Below are 24,640 nucleotides of genomic sequence, written 5' to 3'. Positions count from 1 at the left end.
AGCTTCGATGCCGGCGTCTTTTCTGCAACATTGGTGATTGGCGAAAGCCGGCGTGACATCTGATCTCCCCCCTTGAGGGGAAGATGCCCGGCAGGGCAGAGAGGGGGGCGAAGGAACGCAGCGCCCGTCATCTTGCTCGTGGTCTATCCCCTAAGCCCTGCGCCTTTCCGGCCCCTCGTCCAGCCACGCCACATCCTCCGGCGTCAGCACAATATCCAGCGCCTTGAGGCTGTCTTCCAACTCGTCCAGCGTGCGCGGGCCGATCAGCGGCACGGACGGAAAGGGCTGCGCCAGCACGTAAGCCAGCGCGACATGGATCGGGCTCTTGCCGAGCTTTCGGGCCAGTTCGATGGCGCGGTCGCGGCGGCCGAAATTCTTTTCAGAATACCAGACGCGCACCAGCTCCTCATTGTCGGTCCGGTCGCGGCCGGCGCGGTCGGTGAAGAAGCCGCGGCCCTGGCTCGACCAGGCGAAGTTGGGCATCTGCCGCGCCGCCAGCCAGGCTTTCCAGGCGTCGGTCGACGAGGTGACGCAGCCGGCCCAGATCGGCTCCAGCATCTCGGCCAGCGAGAAATTGTTGGACAGCGCGCCGGGCTTCTGCCTGTCGTGCTTTTCGGCATAGGCAATCGCTTCATCCATGCGCTGCATCGTCCAGTTGGAGCCGCCGACCAGGCCGCGGATGCGGCCGGCCTTGGCCTCGGCATCCATCGCGTCGACGAACTCGCCGACCGGCACGTCCGGGTTGTCGCGATGCATGAAATAGATGTCGACATGGTCGGTCTGCAGCCGGTCGAGCGACTGTGCCAGCTGCTTGCCGATGACGTCGGGATAACAGAGCGGCGAATGCGCGCCCTTGGCGATGATCGCCGATCGCGCACGCACGCCGCGATTGGCGAGCCATTGGCCAAGCAGCGTCTCGGTGTAGCCGGCGCCATAGACAAAGCCGGTGTCGAACAGATTGCCGCCGGCCTCGAAATAGGCGTCGAGCAGGATCGAGCCGGAGGAGAAGGTGCGGAAATCCTCGAAGCCGAGCGCCAGCCGCGAGACGGGCATCGACAGGCCGGGAATGTCACGCTTGCCGATGGCGGCGCCGTTGGTGCTGAGCGGTCGGCCGGAAATGGTGTTGACACGCTTAGCGGGCTTCTCGATCTCGTATTCGAGCCCGACAGCGGCGCGCCATCTGTCCAGGACGCGCAGCGTGCCGAGGCTGTCGGCCCAGGACATGCCGGGCCAGGCGAATTCCTGCCGTCCGGCGAAGATCGCCTCGCCGGCGGCGTCGACCTCGAAGGAATAGAGGTGGCGGGTCTCGCCGAGGCTGATCACCTCGCGAGCGGCCCCGGACCGGATCACCTCGATCCGGCCCGGTCCGACATCGCGGTTGCCACCGGCGAACCAGAAATCGGGCACCTCGATGCGGCCCTTGGTGCCGAGGATGCGCAGCACATTGTCCTGGTCGAGCGAGATGCTGCCGGAGATTTCGGCGACGATGCCGCCGGGGAAATGCAGCAGCGCGGAAGCCCACTCGTCGACGCCGGACTGGCCAAGATGGGCGGCGCCCGTCACCTTGTCGGGCTCGGCGAAAGGCTGGCCGATCGCAGCGCCCGCGATCAGCCGCGCCATCGACACCGGATAACCGCCGACATCGAGGATGCCGCCGCCGGCGAGCTCGTTGGCGTAAAGCCGGTGCTCCGGCATGAAGCCCGGCATGGCGAAGCCGAAGCTCGACTTGATCATGCGCACCTCGCCGATGGCGCCCGACTTGATCAGCTCGACCAGCTGCAGCGTCTGCGGATGCAGCCGGTACATGAAGGCTTCGCCGAGGAAGGTGCCGGCCTTGCGCGCCGCATGCATCATGGCGTCGGCTTCGAAGGCGGTCAGGGCCAGCGGCTTTTCGCATAAGACATGCTTGCCGGCCTCGGCAGCCTTGATCGCCCATTCGGCATGGCCGGGATGCGGAATCGAAATGTAGACGGCGTCGACTCCATCGTCGGCAAGCAGCGCGTCATAGCCGTCGAGGATGCGGGCGCCCGGAAAGGTCTCGGAGAGGCCCGGCTTGGCGGGATTGCGGGCGCCGAGCGCGACCAGCTCGCCGGTGCGCGACTGCGCCACGCCGCCGGCAAAGGATTTGGCGATGCTGCCGGGCCCGAGGATGCCCCAGCGGATTTTCGTGGATGAGGATGTCATATCAAATACTCCATGGGTCGCCGCCACGCCTGGCATGCCGGCAAAGAAAACTTGCGGGTCAACGGATCCTTGCGCCCTTCTTGTCGAAGAGCAGCGCGCGTTCCGCCTTGATCGAGACGGTGAAATGGTCGCCGCTGGCGCGCTGGCGCGAGGCCTCGCGCTCGACGATCAGCTCCTCCGGCCCGGCATTGGCGTAGACATAGCTCACCGAGCCGAGATGCTCGGCGACGTCGGCCTTGACCGGGATGTCGCAATCGCCCTCGCCGGCCTCGAAGAAATGCTCCGGCCTGACGCCGAGCACGACCTCGGCGTCAAGGGCGGGAAAAGCTTCGGCGAGTGGCTTGCGCAACCGCGCGCCGCCATGATGGACGAGCTCGATGGTCGCGGCGCTGTTGGAGATCTCCACGACCTTGGCGCTGAGGAAATTCATCTTCGGCGAGCCGATGAAGCCGGCTACGAAACGGTTTGCCGGGTCGTCATAAAGATCGAGCGGTGCGCCGATCTGCTCGACATTGCCGGCCTTCAGCACGACGATACGGTCGGCCAGCGTCATCGCCTCGGTCTGGTCATGCGTCACATAGATCATGGTGACGCCGAGCTCCTTGTGCAGGCGCGAGATCTCGACGCGCATCTGGACCCGGAGCTCGGCGTCGAGATTGGAGAGCGGTTCGTCGAAGAGAAAAACCTGCGGCTCGCGCACGATGGCGCGGCCGATGGCGACGCGCTGGCGTTGGCCGCCGGAGAGTTGCTTCGGCCGGCGTTGCATCAATTCGTCGATGCGCAGGATTTCCGCCGCTCGGCTAACCCGGCGATCGGTGTCGGCCTTCGGGTTGCCGTTCATCCTGAGCCCGAAGGAAAGGTTCTGCTCGACCGTCATATGCGGGTAGAGCGCATAGGACTGGAACACCATGGCGATGCCGCGATCGGCCGGCTCGACATCGTTGATCACCTTGCCGCCGATGGCGATGTCGCCGCCGCTAATGTCCTCCAGCCCGGCGATCATCCTCAGAAGCGTGGACTTGCCGCAGCCGGAGGGGCCGACGAAGACGACGAACTCGCCGTCGGCGATGTCGATGTTGGCGCCGTGGACGACTTCGAAGACGCCGAAGCGTTTGACGACATTGGTGAGGGTGACGGCCGCCATTGCGCTCCTTCCTACTTGACCGCGCCGGCGGCGATGCCGGCGATGAAATGGCGCTGCAACAGCACGAAGACGATGAGCATCGGCACTGTCAGCATCACGGCGCCGGCCATGATGCCGCCCCACGAGACCTTGGTCAGGCCGATCAGCGTGCCGAGCGCCACCGGCGCCGTCATCGCGCCCGGCTGGCTGTTGATCAGCAGCGGCCAGAGATAGTTGTTCCACGAGGCGAGGAAGAGGATGATGGCCAAGGCCGCCAGCATCGGGCGGGCCAGCGGCAGCGCCACGAACAGGAAGATGCGCCATTCCTTGACGCCCTCGACGCGCGCCGCGTCGAACAGCTCCGCCGGCATCATCGAGAAGGCCTGGCGCATGAAGAGGACGCCCAGCGAATTGAACAGCGGCGGCACGATCAGCGCGATCCAGGTGTTGGCCAGAGCGAAGTCGCGCGCCACCATGATGAATTGCGGGATGAGCACCACCGCGTAGGGCAGCGTGATGGTGCCGAAGATGATCGCCACGACCGCGCCCTTGCCGTGGAATTCGTAGCGCGCCAGCGCCCAGCCGGCCATCGAGGTGAGCAGCACCGACAGGATCGTGTAGGTCACCGCGACCGAGACCGAGATGCCGATGGCGCCGATGAAATTGGTGTCGCGCTGCAGGTTGGCGACATTGTCGAGGAAATTGTCGTGCGGCAGAAGCTCGATGCCGGGGCTGAAGATGCCGTTGTCGGGCATGGTGGAAAACACCACCATCATCCACAGCGGAAACAGCCAGACCAGCGCCAGCGGCGTCAGGAAAAGATGCAGCGCAATGACGCGCCCGAGCCTTGCCTGCGAGCGCGAGGTCATTTCGGCTCCCTCATCAGCCAGAGCTGCACCAGGGTGATGGCGATGGCGAGTCCGGCCATGGTGTAGGCGACGGCGGAAGCGTAGCCGAAATTGAGCGAGCGGAAGCCCTGGCGATAAAGCAGCAGGCCGAGCGTCTCGGTGCCGCCGCCCGGTCCGCCGCGCTCGGTGATCAGGAACGGCTCGGTGAAGAGCTGCATGGTGCCGATGATCGACAGCACGGCGCAAAAGACGATGACCGGCTTCAGCAATGGCAAGGTGATGTAGAAGAATTGCTTCAGCCGGCTGACGCGGTCGAGTGTCGCCGCCTCGTAGACGTCCTCGGGGATAGACTGCAGGCCGGCCAGGATGATGATGGCGTTGTAGCCGGCCCAGCGCCAGGTCACGGCGATCATGATCAGCGCCATGGCCGGCGTGACGTTGGAGAACCAGTCGATCTTGGGCAGGCCGACGCTGTTCAAGAGCTTGTTGACGATGCCGAAATCGAGGCTGAACATCAGCCGGAAGACGGCCGAATAGGCGACCTCGCCGACCACCACCGGGGCGAAGAAGGCGAAGCGGTAGAGGCCGCGCGCCTTGAGCAGCGGCGAGTTCAGCAGCACCGCCATGACGATCGCCAGCGCAATCATCACCGGCACCTGGATGACCAGGATCAGTAGCGTGTTCTTCAGCGCATTGTAGAAGGCGGGGTCGCCGATCAGGCGGCCCCAGTTGAAGGCGGGCGCGAAGCGCCACGGCACGGTGCGCGTCGCCTGGAAGGAGATGATGAAGGAAGAGATGATCGGCCAGATCCAGAAGATGGCGAAGATCAAGAGGTAAGGCGTGAGGAAGCGGTACGCGGTGGCGTTCTGCGTGCGCATCGTCTTCCTCCTTTCTCTTGTCTTTTCCTTCTCCCCTTGTGGGAGAACGTGGCCGCGCAGCGGCCGGATGAGGGGTGTTCCAGGGAAAGCCGACGTCTCACTCCGCTGGAGCACCCCGTCTTGGCGGTGCGCGCCAATCCACCTTCTCCCCCAAGGGGAGAAGGTGCTAATCGCCTACTTCACCGGCAAACCAGTCGCGGCGGCGATCTGCTTGGCGGCGTCGTCGAGCGCGGCCTTGGCGTCGGGGTAGCCGCTGGCCAGATATTTGGTCTGCACGGCGCGCATGATGATCTCGGCGTCGCTCTGGAACTGCGTGCCGCGGCTCGGCACCACCTTGGGCAGCGTCGCCAGGATATCCTTCCAGACCGCCTGGTCGCCCCAATAGGGCTGCCCTTGCGCGACATAAGGGTCGTCGAGCGCCGAGATCAGCGAGGGCACCAGGCCGAAATCCTTCAGCATGGTGATCTGGCCCTCATTGGTCTCCAGCGTATATTTCAGGTAGGCGTAAGCCGCCTCCTTGTTCTTGGAGGCCGAGGTGATGGCCAGCGACGAGCCGCCAAGATTGGCGGCGCGCGGGCCGTCGGCGGTCAGGCTCGGCATCAGATAGACGCCCCATTTGCCGCTCTCCTTCGGTGATTCGGTGCGGATCGTGCCTTCATACCAGCCGCCATAGACCTGGCTGGCGACGGTGCCGGCGGCGTTGTTGGTGATCTTGGTCGACCAGTCGGCCGACGACACGATGCCGGCGTCCTTCATCTCCTTGACCTTGGTCAGGGCGTCGACGCATTTCGGCTCGGCCACGGTGATCGACTGGCCGTCCTCGGCAAAGTAACCGCAGCCCTGCTCGTTGGAGATCATGCGGAAGAATTCGGTGTCGCCGTTGAAATCGGCATTGGTCATCGACACGCCCGGATTGGCGGCCTGGATCTTCTTGCCGGCGGCGATGAAATCGTCCCAGGTCTTGATCGAGGCCGGGTCGACGCCCCCCTTCTCGTAGAAGTCGCGGCGGTAGAAGACGGCCACCGGGCCGGAATCCCAAGGCATCGCATAGGCCTTGTCGCCGACTTCGAGCTCGGTGCGCTTGAAGTCGGGGAATTTCTTCTGGTCCTCGGCGCTGTAACCCAGCGTGTGCAGGTCGACGAAGCAGTCCGGGAACTGGCTCCAGTAATTCTCCGCCTCGCCGTTCTCGATCGAGACGATATCGGGCAGGCCGACGCCGCCGGCGGCGCAGCCGGCGATCGATTTGTCATAGGTGGGCTGGTTGCCGAGGTCCTGAACCGTGACCTTGATGTCGGGGTATTTCTTGTTGAAGCCCTCGACCGTCGCCTTCAACGACGAGGCGGCGATATTCCAGCTCCAGATGGTGATCTCGCCGGACTGCGCCAGGGCCGGGCCGGAGCCCAGGGCAAGCATAAGCGCGGCGCAGGTCAGTGTAGTGCGCATTGAAATCCTCCCATTTCATTTGCTCTCTCACTGTGAGCGTGGCTAGACTATGCGGCGCGGAAGGCTTGTCCCCGACGAAGGGAATAAGAAGTTGGCGGAAAGTAAGATGCCGGGGCGTCCATTCTACCAGCCTGGCGCGAGCAGCGTCGAAGGACTGCCGCTTGTTTTGCAGATGTTCCACAACCACCCGTTGGTGATGCTGAAGCCGCACTGGCACGCCCAGGTCGAGGTGAATTTCATCGTTCAAGGCAGCGTGCATTACCGCATGGCCGAGCACGAGATTGCGCTGTCGGCCGGCGAGATGTGCCTGTTCTGGGGCGGCCTGCCGCACCAGATGGACGACCTCTCCGACGACGCCGTCTATGCCGGCGCGCATCTGCCGCTGGTGCATTTCTTCCGCCTGCATCTGCCGGCCGACATACGCCATCGGCTGATGACCGGCGCGACCCTGGTGACCAACGCCACCGACCAGTCGGACAACGACAATTTCAGGCGCTGGAACGAATATGCGCGCTCGGGCGATCCGGCCAGAGCCGAGCACGCCGTCAACGAGTTGCTCTTGAGGCTCGAGCGGGTGCGCTTCGAGCCCTACCGCCTGGTGCCGGGAAGCGCCGCCGGGCAAGGCACAGGCAATCCCTTCGACCAGCAATCCTCGCGCAATGTCGGGCGCATGTGCGATTACATCGCCGAGAATTTCCTCTACGACATCGACTGCGTGACCATTGCGGCGGCCGCCGACATCCATCCCAAATACGCCATGAGCCTGTTCAAGAAATCGACCGGCATGACGCTCAACGAATATGTCAATCTGCTGCGCCTGAGCTACGCGCAGGCGCTGTTGATGCATGAGGACGCCAATGTGCTGAGGGTCGCCATGGAATCGGGCTTCGGCTCGCTCAGCGCCTTCAACAAATCCTTCCGCAAGCTCGCCGGCATGTCGCCTTCCGATTTCCGCCGGGCGGGCGCCGCGCGGTAGCATCGCCGAATGGCGTCGCCGGCAGGGAGAACCCTGCCGGCGTGTCGTGCTTGTCGGCTCAGTTGGCCGGTTGGACGGCCGAAACCAAGAGCTTGCCGCCCTTGGCGGAATAAGTGACGGTGACCTTTTCGCCGACCTTCAGGGTCTCAACCTCGATGTTTTCGGGCAGGGCAAAGGTCTTGCCGTCGCTCAGCGTGAAGGAATCGCCCTTCTTGTCGACGCTGGCGATGGTGCCGCTGGCCGCCTTGGCATAGGCCCCGGTCGCGGAGGCGAGAGCCACGATCGCTGCGGCTGCGATGACGGATTTTTTCATCTTCTTTCCTTTCTTCTCTGAGGTTGCTGGCCCGAACCTCGCCGGGCCGCGCTCCCGATCCGGCGGGAACGGCACAAGCCTAGAGACCGGAGTTTTCGTGCGGCTGGCGGGGGCTATACAAATGCGTAAGGCGGCCGGGACGCGGGCTCCGCCTGCCTCAGGCATCTGGAACTCGCACGGCCGGAAGGCTGATTGTCACGCCGAGACCCGGGTTGCGGTCCTCGAGCGTTATTGCCGCACCATGCAGGTCGGCCACCGCCTTGACCAGGCTCAAGCCCAGGCCGCTGCCCGGCGTCGTGCGGCTCGCATCCAGCCGGTAGAGCCGGCGGAACACCTTTTCGCGCTCTTCGGCGGGGATGCCCGGACCATTGTCGCGGACATGGACGAGGACGTGGCTGCCTTCCCTGGTCACCGAGAGCTCGATCGCGGTGCCCGGCGGGCAATGCCTGAGCGCGTTCTCGACCAGATTGGCGAGCATCTGCATCAGCAGGTCGCGGTCACCGTGAATATACCATTTCGTACCCGGAATAATCCCAGTGGATAAGGATTTGCCGTCATCCTCGGCAACGTCGGCATAGACTTCGCCGATGGTCTCGACGATCGGGCCGACATCGAGATCGACGAAGCGCGCCTTGCGGGCGCCGGCTTCGATTTGGGCGATGCGAAGCAAAGCGTCGAAGGTGCTGTTGATCTGCTGGCTCTCAGCGCGGGCGTCGGTCAGCTCGGTCGAGACGTCCTCGCCCGACACCGTCTTGTCGGCGGCCGATTCCAGGATCATCTGCAGCCGGTTGAGCGGCGTCTTGAGGTCATGGGCGATGTTGGCGCTCACTTCGCGCATGCCGTCGACCAGCGCCGACAGGCGCTCGAGCGCCGCATTCACCTGGGCCGAGACGGCGTCGATGTCGTCGCCGCTGCCGATCAGCGGAATGCGCGCATCGAGGCGACCATGCGAGACGTCGACCATGGTGCTGGCAATGCCGTCGAGGCGCCGCTGGACGCGCGAGGCAAGCACGGCGCCGCCGACGATCGCCAGGACGGTGATGAAGAGCGTGGCCCAGCCGAAGCTCATCAGCACGATCCTTTCCAGATCCTCGGTTTCCGAAAGCGAGAAGGCGACCGTCAAATTGTTGTCGCCGACCACGCCCGAATAGGCGCGATACTCGGTGTCGGGCGGCACGCCCGGCAAATTGGCGGCGAACATGGAAAAGCCGTCCGGCAGCGCGGAGGCTGTGAAATCCCCGGCAAGGCGGTTGCCGTCCTTGTCGGTGAGGGAAAAGATCTCGTCCTTGTCCTGGCTGAACTGGGCATGGTCCCTGACCGTGGAGACGAGATCCTCCTCGTCGCTCTCGGCATAGGTCGCGGCGATCAGCGAATAGGTCTCCTTGATCGATTGATCGAGCTGCCTGGCGAGCGAGGCGCTCATCAATTGATAGACGATCGCGCCGGACAGGATGAAGGCCAGCAGGAACAGAAAGGCGAAGGTCAGCGCCAGCCTGAACGGCGTGCTGCGCAGCAGGCTGGAGCGTGTCTCGTTCATGCGATCGCGGTGGGTCGCCCCGCACGTGCGGCCGTGAGATCAGGCCGGGACATGCAGGCTGTAGCCGGTGTTGCGCACGGTGTGGATCAGCGGCACGTCGAAGGGCCTGTCGACCTTGGCCCGCAGCCGGCTGATATGCGTCTCGACGACGCTGGTCTTGGGGTCGAAATGAAAATCCCAGACGCGCTCCAGAAGCATGGTGCGGGTGATGACGCGGCCCTCGCCGCGCATCAGCACTTCGAGCAGGCTGAACTCGCGCGGCTGCAGGTCGATCGGCTGGCCCTGCCTGGTCACGCGGCGCAGGATCAGGTCCATTTCGAGGTCGGCGACGCGCAGCGCCGTCTTCTGCTCCTGCGCCGCCGGCCGGCGGCCGAGCGCATGAATGCGGGCGAGCAGCTCGGAAAAGGCGAAGGGCTTGACCAGATAGTCGTCGCCACCCGCTTCGAGGCCCTCGACGCGGTCGTCGACGCCGCCGATGGAGGTCAGGAAAATGGCTGGCGTGCGGATACCGGCGGCGCGCACCGCCTTGATCATCGACAGGCCGTCGAGGCCGGGAACCATGCGGTCGGCGACGATCACGTCATAGGCGTTGCGGGTCGCGGCGAAGAGGCCGTCATGGCCGTCGCGCAGCAAATCGCAGACATGGCCGGCCTCGGTCAGTCCCCTGACGATGTAATCGGCGGTTCTCGGATCGTCTTCAACAAGCAGAAGTCGCATCGCCCCGTGCTGTCCTTGCCGCCTCAACCTCACCGGCATGGTAGCGCCGGCTGCGGCTTTTTCTTGGCCGGTCTCTATCTCTTCGTTTGACGCGGTTCCTGACGGAAAATCCCGCGCCACCCGTTGCTGGAATTGCTCTAACCATCTGTTTTTACGCGCTGCCGGAGCGAAGGCCGCAACACATTTTTGCGAGAAGCGTTTTAGTCGAGCAGGGCCTGTTCGTCTTCGTCGATCAGGTTCCTCAGCGTCATATAGAGAACGATGACCACGATGCAGCCGAGAAAGGTCAGGCTGGTGGCGGTGGTGCCGAAGCCCATGCCGCCATATTCGACCGGTTGCGACAGCAGGTCGCCGAAGGAGGCGCCGAACGGCCGGGTCAGGATATAGGCGAGCCAGAAGGCCAGGATAGAGTTCAGGCCGAGGAAAAACCAGGCGAGCGCGATCGCCGCGATGACACCGCCGAAGATCACGCCGGTGGTGAGATAACCCATGTCGAAACGCTCGGCCACCAGATCGCCGGCGGCCGTGCCGAGCGAGAAGGTGAACAGGATCGCCAGCCAGTAGAAGATCTCGCGCCTGGTGGTGAAGATGGTGTGGATCGAGAGCGTCTTTTCGCTGGCGTACCAGGCCGCGAAAGTCAGTGCGAGGGCGACCGAGAAGACGATCGTCGTCGTCTCCAGCCGCACGCCGAAATTGTCGACGAGGTTGTCGGTGACCAAGGTGCCGACGACGCTGATCAGCACGACCGCGAGCCAATAGGCCCAGGGCACGTAGCGCTTCCGCGCGAACTGCAGGACAAGCGCGACCACCAGGATGCCGCTCATGATCAAGGATGTCGCGGTAAGGCCGAGGCCGAGATTGACGGCGAGATAGTCGGCCGCCGTCTCGCCCATGGTCACCGCCATGACCTTGATCAGCCAGAAATCGATGGCGACGTCCGGGACGCGGTTCAATTCGGACTCGTGTGCGTGGCTTGCCACGGTCATGGCGATATCCATTTCCGGTTCCTCCGCCGCTTACTTGCCAAGAATCTTAATGGCCTGGGCGAAGAAGTCGTCGGCGCGCTTGTCGTCGTCGGCGTTGCAACGCTCGATGCCCTTCGTCTCCAGTTCGGAAACCTTGTTCTTGTCGGCATCGTTAGGTGTCGCCTTGGCCTCGGCGGCGCGCAGGTCCTTCAACGCGGTCTCGCAAGGCGTCGGAGCGGCAACGGCCGAAGCCAAGGGAACGATGATCGCGGTAGCGGCAAAGGCGAAAGCAGCGGCAAATTTGTTCATGACATTATCCCGAGGTTGATGATCCATTCGCCGCCCGAAATCGCGTTTGGCGGCGATCGTCAGGCTAGACGGGCGAATTCACCGCGGCCTGTCCGCGCGCTTACAAATTCGTAAGGTCGGCCGAAAACCTCCATCGGGCCTCGTCTTCCCGCGGCGGAACAGCTAGAGAAGCCTCGGGGCCCCTGTCGGCGCCGGAGCGGTGAGAAGAATGGCCTATACGTCCCTCAAATCGGCGCCGAAGGCGTTCGACCAGCACAAGCGTCTGATCGTCGTGCAGGCGGCCGCCGTGCTTGCCGTCATCCTGCTCCTGTTCAGCAAGCCGGCGCTGGCCGAAGGGTCGGACGGGCACGAAATCGTCGAGACGATCGGGTTCGCGATGGTGCTGATCTGTTTCCTTGGCCGGCTGTGGAGCATCCTATTCGTCGGCGGCAGGAAGAATGACGAGCTGATTATGTCCGGTCCGTTCTCGATGACCCGCAACCCGCTCTATTTCTTCTCGACCGTCGGCGCTGCCGGCATCGGCCTGATGTTCGGCTCGGTGTTGGCCGCCGCGATGCTCGGGCTGGCGAGCTTCCTCGTCTTCCGCTTCACCGCGCGCAAGGAGGCCGAATACCTCGCCGGCAAGTTCGGTGCGGCTTACGCGGCCTATGCCGACCGCACGCCGCGCTTCTGGCCGAATCCGCTGCTTTACCGCGACGAGGCCCAGTGGCTGTTTTCGACGCGCGCGCTGCGGAACACGTTCCGCGACGGGCTCTATTTCCTGGCGCTGTTCCCGGTCATCGAGGCGGTCGAGTATTTCCGCCTCAGCGGCGACCTGCCGACGCTTTTCACCGTTTATTAGGTCTCCGGCGCGGATTTGGCCGGCGGCTATGCTTTGCCTTGGCAGGCGGCATGCTTTGAGATTGTCTGAAGCGCCCATCGCGATCGTCATCCTATGGCGGAGCAAGGAGCGAAGCGACGCGCGCAGACCATAGGATCCATGCCATTACTTTGAAGCGTCACAACGGTGCAGAATTCTGCCTCGCTGCATTCCACGGCTGAGGGCACGGCATGGATTCCAGGGTCTCCGCGACGCCGCTTCGCGGCTGCTCCGCCCTGGAATGACGAGGTTGGGAGGCTTCCGCCAACCTCCAGCGTTCGCGCTGCTTCACCGAAATGAACGGCGATCAGCGCGCCTTGCCGCGCGCGGCGCGGCGCGTGCTCTGCAGAAGAATTGCCAGGCAGCCGGCGAGAAGCAGCCAGCCGCCGGCGAGCGGCGGCAGCGCCAAAAACTTCACCGCGGCGGCGATCAGTGCAATGAGGATCAGCGCCAGCAGCGCCAGGCTGCCGTCGTCGACGAACATGCCGACGAGCTCCTTGAAGACAAGACGGATCATGGTCATCGGGCGACTCCTTCGGCGGGCGTCGGATAGGCGCCGCGCAGCCAGCGCACGATGGCGAAGGATGCGGCGGCAATAATGGCGAAGATGGCGAGCAGAGCGAGGTCGGCGCCCGGCCACTCGGCGCCGAGGCCTTCGCCGGTCCAGAACACGCCGAAGCTGGTCAGCATCAGCCCGACGACGAATTTCAGGGCGTTTTCCGGCACGCGCGCCAAAGGCCGGTGCACGGCGAGGCCGATCAGCATCACCAGCACGAAGGCGGCAAGCGCGCCGAGGCCGGCATAGAGCGTCTGGCCATGCGCGGCGCCGACGGCGATGACGATGAACACCACTTCGACGCCTTCGAGCAGCACCGCCTTGAACGACGCGACGGCCGCCAGATAGTCGGCGCGGCGGTCGTCGGCCTGCCGCTGCAGCGCCGCCGTCTCCTTGGAAAAGGCCTGCTCCTCGTCATGCAGCGCGATGACACCGACGCTGCGCAGGATCGCTTTCCTCAGCCAGCGCATGCCGAACAGGATCAAAAGCACGCCGACCACGAATTGCAGGACGGTGATGGGAACGAGCGCCAGCAGCGGTCCGAACGCCAGCACCAGCGCCGCCAGCACGGCAAGCGCCAGCGCCGCGCCGGTCAGCGCCGGGCGCCAGCTGCGCGTCACGCCGACGGCGAGCACGATCGTGAAGGCTTCGACCACCTCGACGAAGGAGGCCAGGAAAGAGGCCGTCACGGTGGAAAGTATGGGTGTCAGGCCATGCATGCAGGCGTCCTATAGTTCGGAATCATCAGTTGGCGAGAACGATACAGCGTTCGGGCGGCAGCGAGAATGCCAGTGAGGAGCCGACCGGCGGCGCTTCCGGCCAGTCGAGGCGGACGCGTTGCGGGCCGAGTTCCACCGCCAGCCGCCAGCAGCGCCCCTGGAAGGCGCTCGACAGCACTTTGCCCTGCAGCCGGTTGCCGGGATGCGCCTCGGCCGGCCGCGCGTCTTCCGGCCGGACCACAAGCATGCCGTCGCCTGATTTCGCCCCGGGCGTGCGCAGGCTGTCGGCGGCGGCGCCCCGCACGCTGAACAGCCCATCGCGCACGGTGCCGGGCACCACCGAAAAGCCGCCGATGAAACCGGCGACGAAGGAATCGGCCGGCCGCTCGTAGATCGCGCGCGGCGTGTCGAACTGGGCGATGCGGCCGTCGCGCATCACCGCGATGCGATCCGAAACGGCCATGGCTTCGGCCTGGTCATGCGTCACATAGATGACGGTCGCCGCTTCGCGCCGCACCAGCTCCATCATCTCGATGCGCATGTCCTCGCGAAGCGCTGCGTCGAGATTGCTGAGCGGCTCATCGAACAGCATCAGCGCCGGCCGCGCGGCAAGGCAGCGGGCGATGGCGACGCGCTGCTGCTGTCCACCCGACAGTTCCGAGGGGTAGCGATCGCGATAGGGTGCGAGCCGCGCGACCTCCAGCGCATGGCCGACACGGACGGCGATCTCCGCTTCGGCGAGCCGTTGCGCGCGCAGCCCGAACGACAGGTTGCCTGCCACCGTCATATGCGGCCACAGCGCGTAATCCTGGAACACCATGCCGATCCTGCGCTTTTCGGCGGGCAGGACGGATGTTTCGCTCCAGACGACACGGTCGCCGAGCGCGATCGTGCCGCTGTCGGGGTCGACCAGCCCGGCAATGCTGCGCAGCAGCGTGGTCTTGCCGGAACCGCTCGGGCCGAGCAGCGAGACCACCTCACCGGCCCTGATGGCGAGGTCGAGGTTGCTGAGCACGGCGCGCCCGCCGAGCGACTTCGAGATGCCGGCGCAATGGAGCGAAGCGGTCATGCAGGCTCTCCCGACGCGGCCGGAGTGCCTTGCGGCCGGCCAAATGCAATGAAGCGCTTGAGCGGATACCAGATCAACGCCGCGGCGCCGCCGGCGGCGGCCATGGCGGCGAGCGCGATGGCGCAGGCCAGCCCGTCGCGGTCATGGCTGAACAATTTCAGGATGAGCGTCGGCGCCGGCGGACCGCTTTGCGGGATCAGCATCTGCGACATCGGCAATTCGAACACGGTGCGGATGAAGGTAAGCAGGAAGGCCGTGACGACGCTGAGCAGGATCAGCGGCAAGGTCACCGAGATGAGACGCCGGACCGCGCCGACGCCGGAGATCCGCGCGGCGTCGGTCAGGCTCGGCGCCAATTGGCCGACGGCCGAGAGGATGACGACCAGGCAATAGGGCAGCGCCGCCGCGACATAGCCCATGACCAGCAGCGAGCCGTCGCCGTAATGCGGGAACGGCCAGTCGCGGAAACCGGGCAGCCGGTTCCAGACCAGGATGTAGCCGAAGCCGAGCACGATGCCGGGGATCGCGACCGCGCCGAGCGACAGGCCAAGCACCGCGGTGCGCATGACCGGGCTCGAACGATCGAGCTGGGCCGAAAGCAGCAAGGCCAGCGTGCTGGCGATGACCGCCGCAAAGCCGGCATAAAAGAGGCTGCGCATCAGCCCTTCATTGGCCGCCGTGTGCGGGCTAAGCGCCGCGCCGAGATTGGCGAGGGTGAAATTGTCCGGCGCCAGACCGTGGCCGAGCGTGCTGGTGAGCGCCCGCACCGCGATGGCGCCGAGCGGCAATATGAGCGCGAGGAAGGCGACCAGCAGTGCCATCGCAAAAGCGAGCCAGCGCCAGGCGCCGAGCCGATAGCGCCGGGCCGGCCTGGCTCGTCCGGAAATCAACCGCGGATCGGCGCGGCGGCGCAGCAGCCTGTCGGCCACGACGACGAGCAGAACCAGCGCCAGCAGCACCAGGGCCTGCGCGCCGGCGGCCGGGAAGTCGACGGGATAGTCGCTCGCCGCGGCATAGATGCCATAGGTCAGCACGCCGAAGCTCGACATCCTGGCAATCGTCGAGGCCAGGCCGAAATCGGAGAGCACTTCGGCGAAGGTGGCGATGAAGCTGAGCACAATCGCCGGCGCCAGCAATGGGCCGTTGACGCGCAGCCAGATCCTGAGCGGCCCGGCGCCCGACAGGCGCGCGGCGTCCTCCAGCTCGCTGCCTAGCCCCGCCAGCGCGCTGCCGATGATGAAAGCCGCGAGCGGGAAGAGGCTCAGCGTGTGCACGAAGACCAGGCCGGCCAGCCCGAAGAAGGAAGCGCCGAGCCAAGGCGGCAAAAGGCCAAGCTGCGCCAGGTAGCCGCCGGACGACATCAAGAGCACCCAGGCCAGCGCCTTCAGATAGGACGGCGTCAGGAACACCAGCCAGGGCACCAGCGAAAGCGGGCCGCGCAGCGGGATATCGCAACGCTGCACCAGCACGGCGAAGGCGCCGCCGAGCATGGTTGTCGTCAGGGCCGCAAGCAGGCCGAGCTCCAGCGAATGCAGGATCGAGCCGGCGATATAGGGTGAGGAGAAGACGCGCGCGAGCGGCTCGGCGCTGAAGAGGCCTTGCGCGCCGTCGACCGCGAACAGCCCAGGCACCACGGCCTGCAGCAGCACGAGCGCCAGCGGCAGGCCGATCAACAGAGCGAAGACGGCATAGACCGCCAGCGGCCCGCCAAGGCGCGCCAGCGCGGGCAGGCGTCCGCGCGCCCACCCGCTCGAGCCGATGCCGCCGCCGGCGGCATCGAATTTCTGCACCATCGTCATTGCCAGGCGAGCGCGGTCACTGGACGAACTTTTCCTTGTACCACTGCTTCCACTCCGTCTCGTGCGCCGAGGCCGTCGCGTCGTCGAGATGAGTGTAGGCGATGCTGGTCTCGCGGCCGGGCTTGGGGTTCACGCCCTTGATGATCGGAATGTAGAAGAAGTCGGTGTCGTCGCCGTTCTGCATCGCGGCCTGGCCATCGGCGCTGGTGACGAATTCGATGAACTTGCGCGCAGCATCCATATGCTGCGTCCTGGCGCTGATGCCGAGGCCCTGCGGCAGCGAGACCGAACCCTCGCTCGGATAGACGGCGACGACAGGCTCGCCGGCGGCGATCTTGGAGAAGATGGCGCTGTCCTGGTTGATGCCGACCGAGGCGTCGCCGGTCAGCACCGCCTTGTTGACCTTGCCGCCGCTGGAGAGCCCCGAGAGCGACTTGTTGGTCAGCGTCTTGGCGAGCAGCTCCTTGCCGGCATCGACGCCGTTGGTCTGGAACAGGCCGGCAAGCCACTGATAGGCCGGGCCGGAGAGGTTCGGGTCCTTGGCGGCGACGCTGCCGGCGAAGCCCTGCAGGTCGGCCCAGGATTTCGGCATCTTGTCGGCCTTGACCTTCTTGATGTTGACCTCGATCGCGGTGGTGCTGGTGCCGGTCGGCAGGAAGGCGTGGCTCTGCGGGATCAGCGACTTGCCGAGATCGGTCCAGGCGATCTTGTCGAATTCATCGGCCGGCACCGGCTGCAGCACGTGGTCGGCCGCCATGCGCTCCATCACGGCGGAGCCGTCGAGCCAGACGATGTCGAATTGCGGGTTATTGCCCTCGGCGGCGATCTTGCCCAGCGTCTCGCCGGTGCTGCCGGGCTCGACGATGTCGACGGTCAGCCCGGTCTTGGCCTGGAAGGCCTTGGCGACTGGACCGGCAAAGTCGAGCGCGTCATAGAGCACCAGATCCGCGGCGCAGGCCGGCGCGGCGATGGATAGAACCGTCAAACTCAACGCAAGTCCAAGCGTTGTCTTTATAGTCATCTCGCTCTCCTGTTGTTTCGAGAAGGCAAAGTAATGCCAATTGTATATTATACCTCTTTGGCTGACATTTTTATGTCAGTGGCATTTACTTCTTGCGCGTCCCGCGTTTTATCCATGCCTTGTCGATCGCGCCGCGCAGGCCGCTCAACCGGTCCAGGCTGTCGAACGCGGTCTCGCCGGCCTTGGCGGCCAGGGCGATGATCATTGCCTCGATGAGCACCATGGTGCCGCCATGGGTGGCGAGGTGGTCGGCCTTGCCGCGCGGGACCGGGAGCGTGGCAGCCACCTTGTCGGAGACGAGCGGCCCCAGATTGTCGCTGATCAGCACCACCGGCACGTCATGCAGGCCGGCCTGCTCGAGGACGATCTCGACCTCGCGGTAAAGCGGTGCGTAGGCCATCATCAACACGGCATCGCCGCTTTCCAGCCACAGCAGGCGGTCGGCAAGCGCTACGCCCGACACGGAAAGCGCGCTGCTCGGCAGGCCGATCCTGTTGAATTGCAGGGCCGCGTATTCGGCCATGGCGCCCGAGGGGCCGATGCCGAAGATGTGGCGGCGACGGGCGGCGGCCAGGAGATCGACGGCGTTGGCGAAGGCCGCTTCCATCTCCGGCCGCTTCAGCGCCTCGAGCGCGCTTTCATGGAGGCCGACGACATGGCGCAGCGCCGCGGCGCTGTCGCCGCCGGTCTCTTGCAAGGTGCGGGCCAGCCGCCTGCCGGGTGAGGCCGTGCCGGTCAGGTCCGCGAGCAGCATCTGGCGCAGCGCCGACAGGCTGTCGAAGCCGAGCGAGCGGGCGGTGCGCACCACGGTTGCGTCGCTGGCGCCGGCAAGGGCGGCGATCTCGGCCGCCGATCCCAGCAGCACCGCCTGCTTCTGGCCGACGAAGAAACGCGCCATGCGCTGCTCGGCCGGCGGCAGGGTTTCGAAGGCTGCCTCGACGCGATCGTCGAAAGCGCTTTGCCGGTCGGCGGAATCGTCGGATGTCATGATGGTCGGCCATTCGTCAGGAAGGTTCGTAGCAATCGCTACGGCACCGACCCTCCGAAATGTTCATTACATCCGTGTGACAACGCCGGCCGTGGATCACGGGACCGATCGGCGCGCTGGAGGGCCTTACCCGTTGACGGTCTGTATCCGTTCGGTGTCCGTTGTATCGCGCCACTGCCCTGGCTATGTGCTGGAGCAACAGGGAGTTCGAGCGGTCGATGTGCCGCTCCAGCAGGAATGGAACCATGAAGAAGATCGGATTTCTGTCGTTCGGGCATTGGTCGCCCTCGCCGCAATCGGGCACGCGCTCGGGCGCCGACGCGCTGCTGCAGTCGATCGACCTCGCGGTCGCGGCCGAGGAGCTCGGCGCCGACGGCGCCTATTACCGCGTCCACCATTTTGCCCGGCAGCTCGCCTCGCCGTTTCCGTTGCTTGCCGCGGCGGGCGCCAAAACCCGCCGTATCGAGCTCGGCACCGCCGTCATCGACATGCGCTACGAGAACCCGCTCTACATGGCCGAGGACGCGGGCGCGGCCGACCTCATCGCCGGCGGGCGTCTGCAGTTGGGCATAAGCCGCGGCTCGCCCGAGCAGGTGATCGATGGCTGGCGCCATTTCGGCTATGTGCCGGAAGAGGGCAAGAGCGACGCCGACATGGCGCGCCGGCATTCGGAAATCTTCCTCGACCTGTTGCGCGGCGAAGGCTTTGCCCAGCCCAATCCGCGACCGATGTTCCCCAACCCGCCCGGCCTGCTTAGGCTGGAACCCTTCTCGGCCGGCCTGCGCGACCGCATCTGGTGGGGCGCCGCCACCGACGCCACCGCGGTATGGGCGGCCAAGCTCGGCATGAACCTGCAAAGCTCGACGCTGAAATTCGACGAGAGCGGCGAGCCGCTGCATGTCCAGCAGGCCAAGCAGATAAGAGCCTATCGCGCCGCCTGGAAGGAGGCCGGCCATAGGCGGGAGCCGCGCGTCTCGGTCAGCCGCAGCATTTTTGCCTTGGTCAACGACATGGACCGCGCCTATTTCGGCGGCAGCGAGGGCGAGGACCATTTCGGCTATATCGAGCCGGAGAAGCGCGCCGTGTTCGGCCGCACCTATGCCGACGAGCCGGACAAGCTGGTGGAACAGCTCAAGGCGGACGAGGCGATCGCCGAGGCCGACACGCTGCTGCTCACCGTGCCCAACCAGCTCGGCGTCGACTACAACGCCCATGTCATCGAGTCGATCCTGAAGCACGTCTCGCCGGCGCTGGGGTGGCGGTGAGGTCGCGAAAACCGCAAAAGGCGTAATCTCCCCCGCAAGTGGGGAGATCGGCAGCTTCGGCGCCGGCGCTCCTCCCGTCCTTACCCTCGACGTTGACATCTGATAAAATAACAATCTACTTTGTCGCGTAATCGGTTACGTAACCGATTACGGCTCAATCAAGTGGAGGAGACTAATGAGCAAGATTTCGAACACGCACGGGTTTGGCCCGTTCTCGCGCCGCCAGTTCCTGAAGACCAGCGCCTTGGCTGCCGGCGCGCTCGCTCTGCCGCTCGGCCCGGCTCTTGCTGCCGACAAGCCGAAGGTCGGCCTGGTCATGAAGTCGCTCGCCAACGAGTTCTTCAAGCAGATGCAGGCCGGCGCCGAGGAGTATGCGGCGAAGAACAAGGACAAGTTCGATTTCGCCGCTGTCGGCATGAAGGACGAGCGCGACTTCGCCGCGCAGGTCGACGCGATCGAGAACTTCATCACCCAGAACTACAACATCATCGTCGTGGCGCCGGCCGATTCGAAGGCCATGGTCACGCCGATCGCCAAGGCGCTGAAGGCCGGCATCAAGGTGATCAACATCGACGTCTCGCTCGACACCGAGGCCAAGAAGAAGGCCGGCATCGACCTCGCCTTCTTCGGGCCGGACAACCGCGCCGGCGCCAAACTCGCCGGCGACGCGCTCGGCAAAGCGCTGGGCAAGGGCGGCAAGGTCGTCATCCTCGAAGGCAATCCCGAGGCCGACAACGCCAAGGAACGCAAGCTCGGCTTCGACGACGCGGTGAAGGAAAACGGCCTCGACCTGCTCGATTCCAAGACCGCGCATTGGGAGACCGAGGAAGCCAACACGCTGATGACCAACTTCCTCACCCAGCATCCGGATATCCAGGGCGTGATGGCGGCCAACGACTCCATGGCGCTCGGCGTCGTCAAGGCGATCGACGCGGCCGGCAAGTCCGGCCAGATCAAGGTCGTCGGCTTCGACAACATCCCGGCCGTCGGCCCGCTGCTGAAGGACGGCAAGATGCTCGCCACCGTCGAGCAGTATGGCGCGCAGATGGCGGCCATGGGCATCGACTACGGCCTGCGCGAGCTTGCCGGCGAGAAATTCTCCGGCTGGGTCAAGACCGACATCAAGCTGATCACCGCCTGAGGCGAGCCGCCGCCGGGACTCCCTCCGGTGTTCTGCTTGTCTCGTCATCGTCGCCGGCCACCTGCCGGCGACGATGACCGCGCGCTCGTACCGCCGTTGCGGTAGAAGAGCGCTGTTCAGGATTGCCGCATGAACGACGTGATTCTTTCCCTTGAAGGGGTCGGAAAGATCTTTCCCGGCGCCGTCGCGCTGAGCGATGTGTCGCTGTCGATCGCGCGTGGCGAGACCCATATCATCCTGGGCGAGAACGGCGCCGGCAAGTCGACGCTGATCAAGCTCCTGGCCGGCATCTACCAGCCGGACTCGGGCAAGATCGCCTTCAATGGCCAGCCCTACCAGCCGAAGACACCGCATGACGCGCAACAGAGCGGCATCCGCGTCGTGCATCAGGAGCTGAACCTCCTGCCCTATCTCAGCATCGCCGAGAACCTGATGCTGGAAAGCCTGCCGCGCCGCGCCTTCGGCATCGTCGACCGCAGGGCGCTCAACAGCCGCGCGGTGGCGCTGCTGAAGGAAGTCGGCCTCGACATCGATCCGCGCATACGCGTTGAGGCGCTCGGCGTCGCGCAGATGCAGCTGGTCGAGATCGCCAAGGCGCTGAGCTACGACTCGAAGCTCTTGGTGCTGGACGAGCCGACGGCGACGCTGACGCCGCCGGAGATCGGACGGCTGTTTTCCATCATCAAGCGGCTGAAGGCCAAGGGCGTCACCATCATCTATATCTCGCACCGGCTGCACGAGGTGTTCGAGATCGGCAACCGGGTGACGGTGCTGCGCAATGGCAGGCTGGTCGCGACCCGCGATCTCGAGGGCCTCACCGTGCCCGACCTTGTGCGCATGATGATCGGCCGCGACATCGCCGACGAATACGGTTTCGACGCTTCGATCGTGCCCGGCAAGGTCGCGCTCAGCGTCGCCAATCTGAAGCGCGACGCCGCGACGCCGGACATCTCCTTCGCCGTGCGCCACGGCGAGATCCTCGGCGTCGCCGGCCTGGTCGGCAGCGGCCGCACCGAGGCCATGCGCGCCTTGTTCGGCGCCGATCCCAAGCTTGACGGCGTCGTCGAGATCGACGGCAAGCCGGTGGCGATCGCCGCGCCCAAGGACGCGGTGCGGCATGGCTTGAGCCTGCTCACCGAGGACCGCAAGGGCCAGGGCCTGCTGCTCGACATGGCCGTCGACAGGAACATCACCATCACCGATCTGGGCAAGGTCTCGCGCAACGGGCTGCTCAACCGCCGGGCGGAGAGCGCGGCCGCCAGCGATCTCGTCGGCCAGCTGCGCGTCAAGGCAAGCTCGATCGAGCAGGCGGTGCGCAACCTTTCCGGCGGCAACCAGCAGAAGGTGGTTCTGGCCAAATGGCTGTTCCGCGGCACCTCGACGCTGATCCTCGACGAGCCGACGCGCGGCGTCGATATCGGCGCGCGGCGCGAGATCTACCAGCTGCTCTGGATGCTGGCGGCGCAGCAGAAGGGCATCATCATGGTGTCGTCCGACCTGCCCGAGCTGATGGGCATGTGCCACCGCATCGTCGTCTTTTCCAGGAACAGGATCGTCGGCGAAGTGCCGCGATCCGAATTCGACCAGGAGCGCATCCTGTCGCTCGCCTATCAGGAGTATGTGCGACCATGAGCGAGACGTCCGAGATAGCCGTGGCGGCGCCGGTTTCTCCCGCAAGGGCAAAATTCCTGCGCTTCCTCGTGCGCGATGCCGGCGTGTTGCTGGCGCTGGTGCTGATCACACTGTTCTTCTCGGCGACCGCGCCTTATTTCGCCACCTCCGGCAACGCGCTGAAGATCTTCGTGCAGATCGCCATCAACACGGTGCTGGCGGCCGGCATGACCTTCGTCATCCTGACCGGCGGCATCGATCTTTCGGTCGGCTCGGTGCTGGCGCTGTGCACGGTCGTCGGCGCCACCGTGATGATCGACGAGAACCTGTCGCCGGCCGTCGCAATCACGCTGGCGCTGCTCGCCTGCATGGCGACGGGCGCCGTCTGCGGCTTCCTCAATGGCTGGATCTCGACGCGCTGGAAGATCCCTTCCTTCATCGTCACGCTCGGCATGCTCAACATGGCGGCGGGCGCCGCCCGCGTCGTCAGCGACAATTCCACCATCACCGGCCTGCCGCAGAGTTTCGTCGATTTCGGCAATCTGATCATCGGCGGCTTCCTGCCGTCGATCTTCCTGGTGGCGGTGCTGGTGATCGCGGCCGGCTGGTTCGTGCTGCGCTTCACCGTCTTCGGCCGCATGATCTTCGCCGTCGGCACCAATGACGAGGCGGTGCGGCTGTCGGGCCACAATCCGGATTTCTACAAGGTCGCCGCCTTCACCATCAGCGGGCTCACCGCCGGCATCGCGGCCATGGTCTATCTTCTGCGCCTCAACATCGGCAGTCCGATCGCCGGCGTCGGCTACGAGCTCAATGCGATCGCCGCCGTCATCATCGGCGGCACCAGCCTCAGCGGCGGCAAGGGCTCGATCATCGGCACGCTGGTCGGCGCCTGCATCCTGCAGGTGCTCTCCACCGGATTGCAGCTGCTCGGCGTCGGCGACAATTTCAAACCCATCGTAATCGGCCTTGTCATCGTGCTCGCGGTCATCCTAGACGCGTACCGGGAGAGGCTGTTGCGGAGGATCCGCTGAGGGGAACGGGCCATGACGACGATCGCCGATGTCGCGCGCCATGCGGGGGTATCCGTCGCTACCGTCTCGCATGTGATGAACCATACCCGTCATGTCGAGCCGGAAACGGCAGAGCGCGTGCGCGCCGCGATCGCGGCGCTGCGCTACAGCCCGAACTCGGTGGCGCGGAGCCTGCGGCGCGGCGAGACCAAGACCATCGGCCTGCTGCTTCCGGACAATTCCAATCCGTTCTTCGCCAGCGTCGCGCGGCAGATCGAGGATGCCGGCTTCGTCTCCGGCTACACGGTGATCCTGTGCAACTCCGACGGCAATGCCGAGAAGGAGGAGCGCTATCTCTCGGTGCTGATGGCCAAGCAGATCGACGGGCTGATCTTCGCCGGTTCGTCCGACCACGCGCGGGTCTTCGCCCGCCTCCTGCCCAGCGTGCCGGCGGTGCTGCTCGACCGCGAGATCCAGTCGGTCAATGTCGATTCCGTGCTGGTCGACCACGACCATGGCGGCTATCTCGCCGGCAGATACCTGGCCGGGCTCGGGCACCGGAAGATCGGCGTCATCGGCGGGCCGCGCGATTCGAGCTCCAGCCCCGCCCGCCTGCGCGGCTTTGTCCGCGCGCTCGAGGAGGCAGGCCTCGAGCTGCCGCCGTCCTCGATCGTCGATTCCGACTATCATTTCGCCGGCGGCCGCCTGGCGATGGAGCAGTTGATGGCGCAGGCGCCCGACATCACGGCGTTGTTTGCCTGCAACGATTTGATGGCGATGGGCGCGCTGACGGTGCTGCGCTCGCGCGGATTGCGGGTTCCCGACGACATGTCGATGGTCGGCTTCGACGACATCCCCTATGCCGTCACCACCTGGCCGCCGCTGACGACGATCGCGCAGCCGGTCGAAAAGATCGGCACGCGGGCGGTGAGCCTGCTGCTGGAACGGCTCGGCGATCCGGCCGCGCCCTCGCGCCGCGAGGTGCTGGCGCCGGTGCTGGTCGAAAGGGAAAGCTGCGCGGCGCGGCGGTAGTCTGGCAATTGTCGTCGCCGGCGCTGCCCCTCATCTGTCTGCCGGCATCTTCTCCCCGTCAACGGGGCTGGCCGCGGGCTCGGCGCTCATCACGCAACGCTGGCCATTGGCGAAATCGCCGATGCCAGCGTCTTTCTCCCCGTCACTATACGGGGAGAAATGCCCGGCAGGGCAATGAGGGGCAGCGCCGAGGCTGCGAGGATTGCTTTCAAAACCATCCAAGGAGGCCGCAAAGTGCTCATCTTCGACCGCTGCGCTGCCCCTCATCCGCCCT

The 24,640-nt window shown here is 65.4% G+C and carries 23 protein-coding genes; 7 read left to right on the top strand and 16 right to left on the bottom strand.

Translation table 11 applies throughout. From position 1 onward, the window contains the following. Positions 1–150: 150 nt before the first annotated feature. The 5 genes from FJ424_RS12895 to FJ424_RS12875 form a co-directional block, all read right to left on the bottom strand. Positions 151–2,184 (bottom strand): aldo/keto reductase, encoded by a 2,034-nt coding sequence (locus tag FJ424_RS12895; RefSeq protein WP_140659082.1) that lies wholly within the window; start codon positions 2,182–2,184, stop codon positions 151–153. A gap of 58 nt (positions 2,185–2,242) precedes the next feature. Further along, entirely contained in the window at positions 2,243–3,328 is a 1,086-nt protein-coding gene (gene ugpC, locus FJ424_RS12890; protein ID WP_140659081.1) for a sn-glycerol-3-phosphate ABC transporter ATP-binding protein UgpC, read from the bottom strand. 11 nt (positions 3,329–3,339) lie between these two features. After that, positions 3,340–4,176 (bottom strand): carbohydrate ABC transporter permease, encoded by an 837-nt coding sequence (locus FJ424_RS12885; protein ID WP_140659080.1) that lies wholly within the window; start codon positions 4,174–4,176, stop codon positions 3,340–3,342. After that, complete coding sequence (locus FJ424_RS12880; protein ID WP_140659079.1) at positions 4,173–5,033, bottom strand: sugar ABC transporter permease; 861 nt, start codon at positions 5,031–5,033, stop codon at positions 4,173–4,175. The genes FJ424_RS12885 and FJ424_RS12880 overlap by 4 nt, the downstream gene beginning before the upstream one ends. 174 nt (positions 5,034–5,207) lie before the next feature. After that, positions 5,208–6,476: an ABC transporter substrate-binding protein gene (locus FJ424_RS12875; RefSeq protein ID WP_140659078.1), complete on the bottom strand. Its 1,269-nt coding sequence runs from the start codon at positions 6,474–6,476 to the stop codon at positions 5,208–5,210. A gap of 106 nt (positions 6,477–6,582) precedes the next feature. Between FJ424_RS12875 and FJ424_RS12870 the strand changes: the two genes are divergently transcribed. After that, entirely contained in the window at positions 6,583–7,452 is an 870-nt protein-coding gene (locus FJ424_RS12870) for a helix-turn-helix domain-containing protein (RefSeq protein WP_140659077.1), read from the top strand. A 58-nt stretch (positions 7,453–7,510) separates the two neighbouring features. On the opposite strand, the gene FJ424_RS12865 is transcribed toward FJ424_RS12870, so the two are convergent. From FJ424_RS12865 to FJ424_RS12845, 5 genes are all read right to left on the bottom strand, one after another. Then, a complete protein-coding gene (locus tag FJ424_RS12865) occupies positions 7,511–7,765 on the bottom strand; it encodes a DUF1344 domain-containing protein (protein WP_140659076.1) in 255 nt (84 codons plus the stop codon). 157 nt (positions 7,766–7,922) lie between these two features. Continuing rightward, complete coding sequence (locus tag FJ424_RS12860) at positions 7,923–9,302, bottom strand: ATP-binding protein (RefSeq protein ID WP_140659075.1); 1,380 nt, start codon at positions 9,300–9,302, stop codon at positions 7,923–7,925. A 39-nt stretch (positions 9,303–9,341) separates the two neighbouring features. Further along, positions 9,342–10,019 carry a winged helix-turn-helix domain-containing protein gene (locus FJ424_RS12855; protein ID WP_042645381.1) on the bottom strand — a complete coding sequence of 226 codons (678 nt, stop codon included), beginning with the start codon at positions 10,017–10,019 and terminating at the stop codon, positions 9,342–9,344. Between the two features lie 200 nt (positions 10,020–10,219). Further along, complete coding sequence (locus FJ424_RS12850) at positions 10,220–11,017, bottom strand: hypothetical protein (protein ID WP_246677228.1); 798 nt, start codon at positions 11,015–11,017, stop codon at positions 10,220–10,222. A gap of 18 nt (positions 11,018–11,035) precedes the next feature. Beyond that, on the bottom strand, positions 11,036–11,293 hold the full coding sequence (locus FJ424_RS12845) for a hypothetical protein (RefSeq protein WP_140659074.1): 258 nt from the start codon (positions 11,291–11,293) through the stop codon (positions 11,036–11,038). Positions 11,294–11,501: 208 nt separating this feature from the next. Here FJ424_RS12845 and FJ424_RS12840 point away from each other — a divergent pair, with 208 nt between their 5' ends. After that, positions 11,502–12,134: an isoprenylcysteine carboxylmethyltransferase family protein gene (locus FJ424_RS12840; RefSeq protein WP_140659073.1), complete on the top strand. Its 633-nt coding sequence runs from the start codon at positions 11,502–11,504 to the stop codon at positions 12,132–12,134. 325 nt (positions 12,135–12,459) lie between these two features. On the opposite strand, the gene FJ424_RS12835 is transcribed toward FJ424_RS12840, so the two are convergent. From FJ424_RS12835 to FJ424_RS12810, 6 genes are all read right to left on the bottom strand, one after another. Then, positions 12,460–12,675 (bottom strand): hypothetical protein, encoded by a 216-nt coding sequence (locus FJ424_RS12835; RefSeq protein WP_140659072.1) that lies wholly within the window; start codon positions 12,673–12,675, stop codon positions 12,460–12,462. After that, entirely contained in the window at positions 12,672–13,427 is a 756-nt protein-coding gene (locus FJ424_RS12830; RefSeq protein ID WP_140647227.1) for a COG4280 domain-containing protein, read from the bottom strand. The genes FJ424_RS12835 and FJ424_RS12830 overlap by 4 nt, the downstream gene beginning before the upstream one ends. 25 nt (positions 13,428–13,452) lie before the next feature. Then, positions 13,453–14,496 carry an ABC transporter ATP-binding protein gene (locus tag FJ424_RS12825; RefSeq protein WP_181182194.1) on the bottom strand — a complete coding sequence of 348 codons (1,044 nt, stop codon included), beginning with the start codon at positions 14,494–14,496 and terminating at the stop codon, positions 13,453–13,455. Continuing rightward, on the bottom strand, positions 14,493–16,289 hold the full coding sequence (locus FJ424_RS12820; RefSeq protein ID WP_181182193.1) for an iron ABC transporter permease: 1,797 nt from the start codon (positions 16,287–16,289) through the stop codon (positions 14,493–14,495). The genes FJ424_RS12825 and FJ424_RS12820 overlap by 4 nt, the downstream gene beginning before the upstream one ends. 22 nt (positions 16,290–16,311) lie before the next feature. Then, entirely contained in the window at positions 16,312–17,316 is a 1,005-nt protein-coding gene (locus FJ424_RS12815; protein ID WP_140659070.1) for an extracellular solute-binding protein, read from the bottom strand. A gap of 85 nt (positions 17,317–17,401) precedes the next feature. After that, on the bottom strand, positions 17,402–18,304 hold the full coding sequence (locus tag FJ424_RS12810; RefSeq protein WP_140659069.1) for a MurR/RpiR family transcriptional regulator: 903 nt from the start codon (positions 18,302–18,304) through the stop codon (positions 17,402–17,404). A 245-nt stretch (positions 18,305–18,549) separates the two neighbouring features. On the opposite strand from FJ424_RS12810, the gene FJ424_RS12805 reads away from it, so the two are divergent. The 5 genes from FJ424_RS12805 (at position 18,550) to FJ424_RS12785 (ending at position 24,366) form a co-directional block, all read left to right on the top strand. Further along, positions 18,550–19,569: an LLM class flavin-dependent oxidoreductase gene (locus FJ424_RS12805; protein WP_140659068.1), complete on the top strand. Its 1,020-nt coding sequence runs from the start codon at positions 18,550–18,552 to the stop codon at positions 19,567–19,569. Between the two features lie 175 nt (positions 19,570–19,744). After that, entirely contained in the window at positions 19,745–20,710 is a 966-nt protein-coding gene (locus FJ424_RS12800; RefSeq protein WP_140659067.1) for a sugar ABC transporter substrate-binding protein, read from the top strand. A gap of 129 nt (positions 20,711–20,839) precedes the next feature. Beyond that, positions 20,840–22,342, top strand: a complete 1,503-nt coding sequence (locus tag FJ424_RS12795) for a sugar ABC transporter ATP-binding protein (protein WP_140659066.1) — start codon at positions 20,840–20,842, stop codon at positions 22,340–22,342. After that, positions 22,339–23,355 (top strand): ABC transporter permease, encoded by a 1,017-nt coding sequence (locus FJ424_RS12790; RefSeq protein ID WP_140659065.1) that lies wholly within the window; start codon positions 22,339–22,341, stop codon positions 23,353–23,355. The genes FJ424_RS12795 and FJ424_RS12790 overlap by 4 nt, the downstream gene beginning before the upstream one ends. 12 nt (positions 23,356–23,367) lie before the next feature. Beyond that, on the top strand, positions 23,368–24,366 hold the full coding sequence (locus tag FJ424_RS12785; protein WP_140647219.1) for a substrate-binding domain-containing protein: 999 nt from the start codon (positions 23,368–23,370) through the stop codon (positions 24,364–24,366). The last annotated feature ends 274 nt before the right edge of the window (positions 24,367–24,640 follow it).

Source organism: Mesorhizobium sp. B3-1-8, from assembly GCF_006439495.1.
Taxonomy (GTDB): Bacteria; Pseudomonadota; Alphaproteobacteria; order Rhizobiales; family Rhizobiaceae; genus Mesorhizobium.
Note: the sequence above shows the minus strand (reverse complement) of the source record. Positions and strands in the feature narration are given on the sequence as shown.

Bases quoted from the DNA above. Each gene is read 5' to 3' on its own strand.
- FJ424_RS12895 (WP_140659082.1), bottom strand. From the start codon at position 2,184: ATGACATCCTCATCCACGAAAATCCGCTGGGGCATCCTCGGGCCCGGC.
- ugpC (WP_140659081.1), bottom strand. From the start codon at position 3,328: ATGGCGGCCGTCACCCTCACCAATGTCGTCAAACGCTTCGGCGTCTTC.
- FJ424_RS12885 (WP_140659080.1), bottom strand. From the start codon at position 4,176: ATGACCTCGCGCTCGCAGGCAAGGCTCGGGCGCGTCATTGCGCTGCAT.
- FJ424_RS12880 (WP_140659079.1), bottom strand. From the start codon at position 5,033: ATGCGCACGCAGAACGCCACCGCGTACCGCTTCCTCACGCCTTACCTC.
- FJ424_RS12875 (WP_140659078.1), bottom strand. From the start codon at position 6,476: ATGCGCACTACACTGACCTGCGCCGCGCTTATGCTTGCCCTGGGCTCC.
- FJ424_RS12870 (WP_140659077.1), top strand. From the start codon at position 6,583: ATGCCGGGGCGTCCATTCTACCAGCCTGGCGCGAGCAGCGTCGAAGGA.
- FJ424_RS12865 (WP_140659076.1), bottom strand. From the start codon at position 7,765: ATGAAAAAATCCGTCATCGCAGCCGCAGCGATCGTGGCTCTCGCCTCC.
- FJ424_RS12860 (WP_140659075.1), bottom strand. From the start codon at position 9,302: ATGAACGAGACACGCTCCAGCCTGCTGCGCAGCACGCCGTTCAGGCTG.
- FJ424_RS12855 (WP_042645381.1), bottom strand. From the start codon at position 10,019: ATGCGACTTCTGCTTGTTGAAGACGATCCGAGAACCGCCGATTACATC.
- FJ424_RS12850 (WP_246677228.1), bottom strand. From the start codon at position 11,017: ATGGATATCGCCATGACCGTGGCAAGCCACGCACACGAGTCCGAATTG.
- FJ424_RS12845 (WP_140659074.1), bottom strand. From the start codon at position 11,293: ATGAACAAATTTGCCGCTGCTTTCGCCTTTGCCGCTACCGCGATCATC.
- FJ424_RS12840 (WP_140659073.1), top strand. From the start codon at position 11,502: ATGGCCTATACGTCCCTCAAATCGGCGCCGAAGGCGTTCGACCAGCAC.
- FJ424_RS12835 (WP_140659072.1), bottom strand. From the start codon at position 12,675: ATGACCATGATCCGTCTTGTCTTCAAGGAGCTCGTCGGCATGTTCGTC.
- FJ424_RS12830 (WP_140647227.1), bottom strand. From the start codon at position 13,427: ATGCATGGCCTGACACCCATACTTTCCACCGTGACGGCCTCTTTCCTG.
- FJ424_RS12825 (WP_181182194.1), bottom strand. From the start codon at position 14,496: ATGACCGCTTCGCTCCATTGCGCCGGCATCTCGAAGTCGCTCGGCGGG.
- FJ424_RS12820 (WP_181182193.1), bottom strand. From the start codon at position 16,289: ATGGTGCAGAAATTCGATGCCGCCGGCGGCGGCATCGGCTCGAGCGGG.
- FJ424_RS12815 (WP_140659070.1), bottom strand. From the start codon at position 17,316: ATGACTATAAAGACAACGCTTGGACTTGCGTTGAGTTTGACGGTTCTA.
- FJ424_RS12810 (WP_140659069.1), bottom strand. From the start codon at position 18,304: ATGACATCCGACGATTCCGCCGACCGGCAAAGCGCTTTCGACGATCGC.
- FJ424_RS12805 (WP_140659068.1), top strand. From the start codon at position 18,550: ATGAAGAAGATCGGATTTCTGTCGTTCGGGCATTGGTCGCCCTCGCCG.
- FJ424_RS12800 (WP_140659067.1), top strand. From the start codon at position 19,745: ATGAGCAAGATTTCGAACACGCACGGGTTTGGCCCGTTCTCGCGCCGC.
- FJ424_RS12795 (WP_140659066.1), top strand. From the start codon at position 20,840: ATGAACGACGTGATTCTTTCCCTTGAAGGGGTCGGAAAGATCTTTCCC.
- FJ424_RS12790 (WP_140659065.1), top strand. From the start codon at position 22,339: ATGAGCGAGACGTCCGAGATAGCCGTGGCGGCGCCGGTTTCTCCCGCA.
- FJ424_RS12785 (WP_140647219.1), top strand. From the start codon at position 23,368: ATGACGACGATCGCCGATGTCGCGCGCCATGCGGGGGTATCCGTCGCT.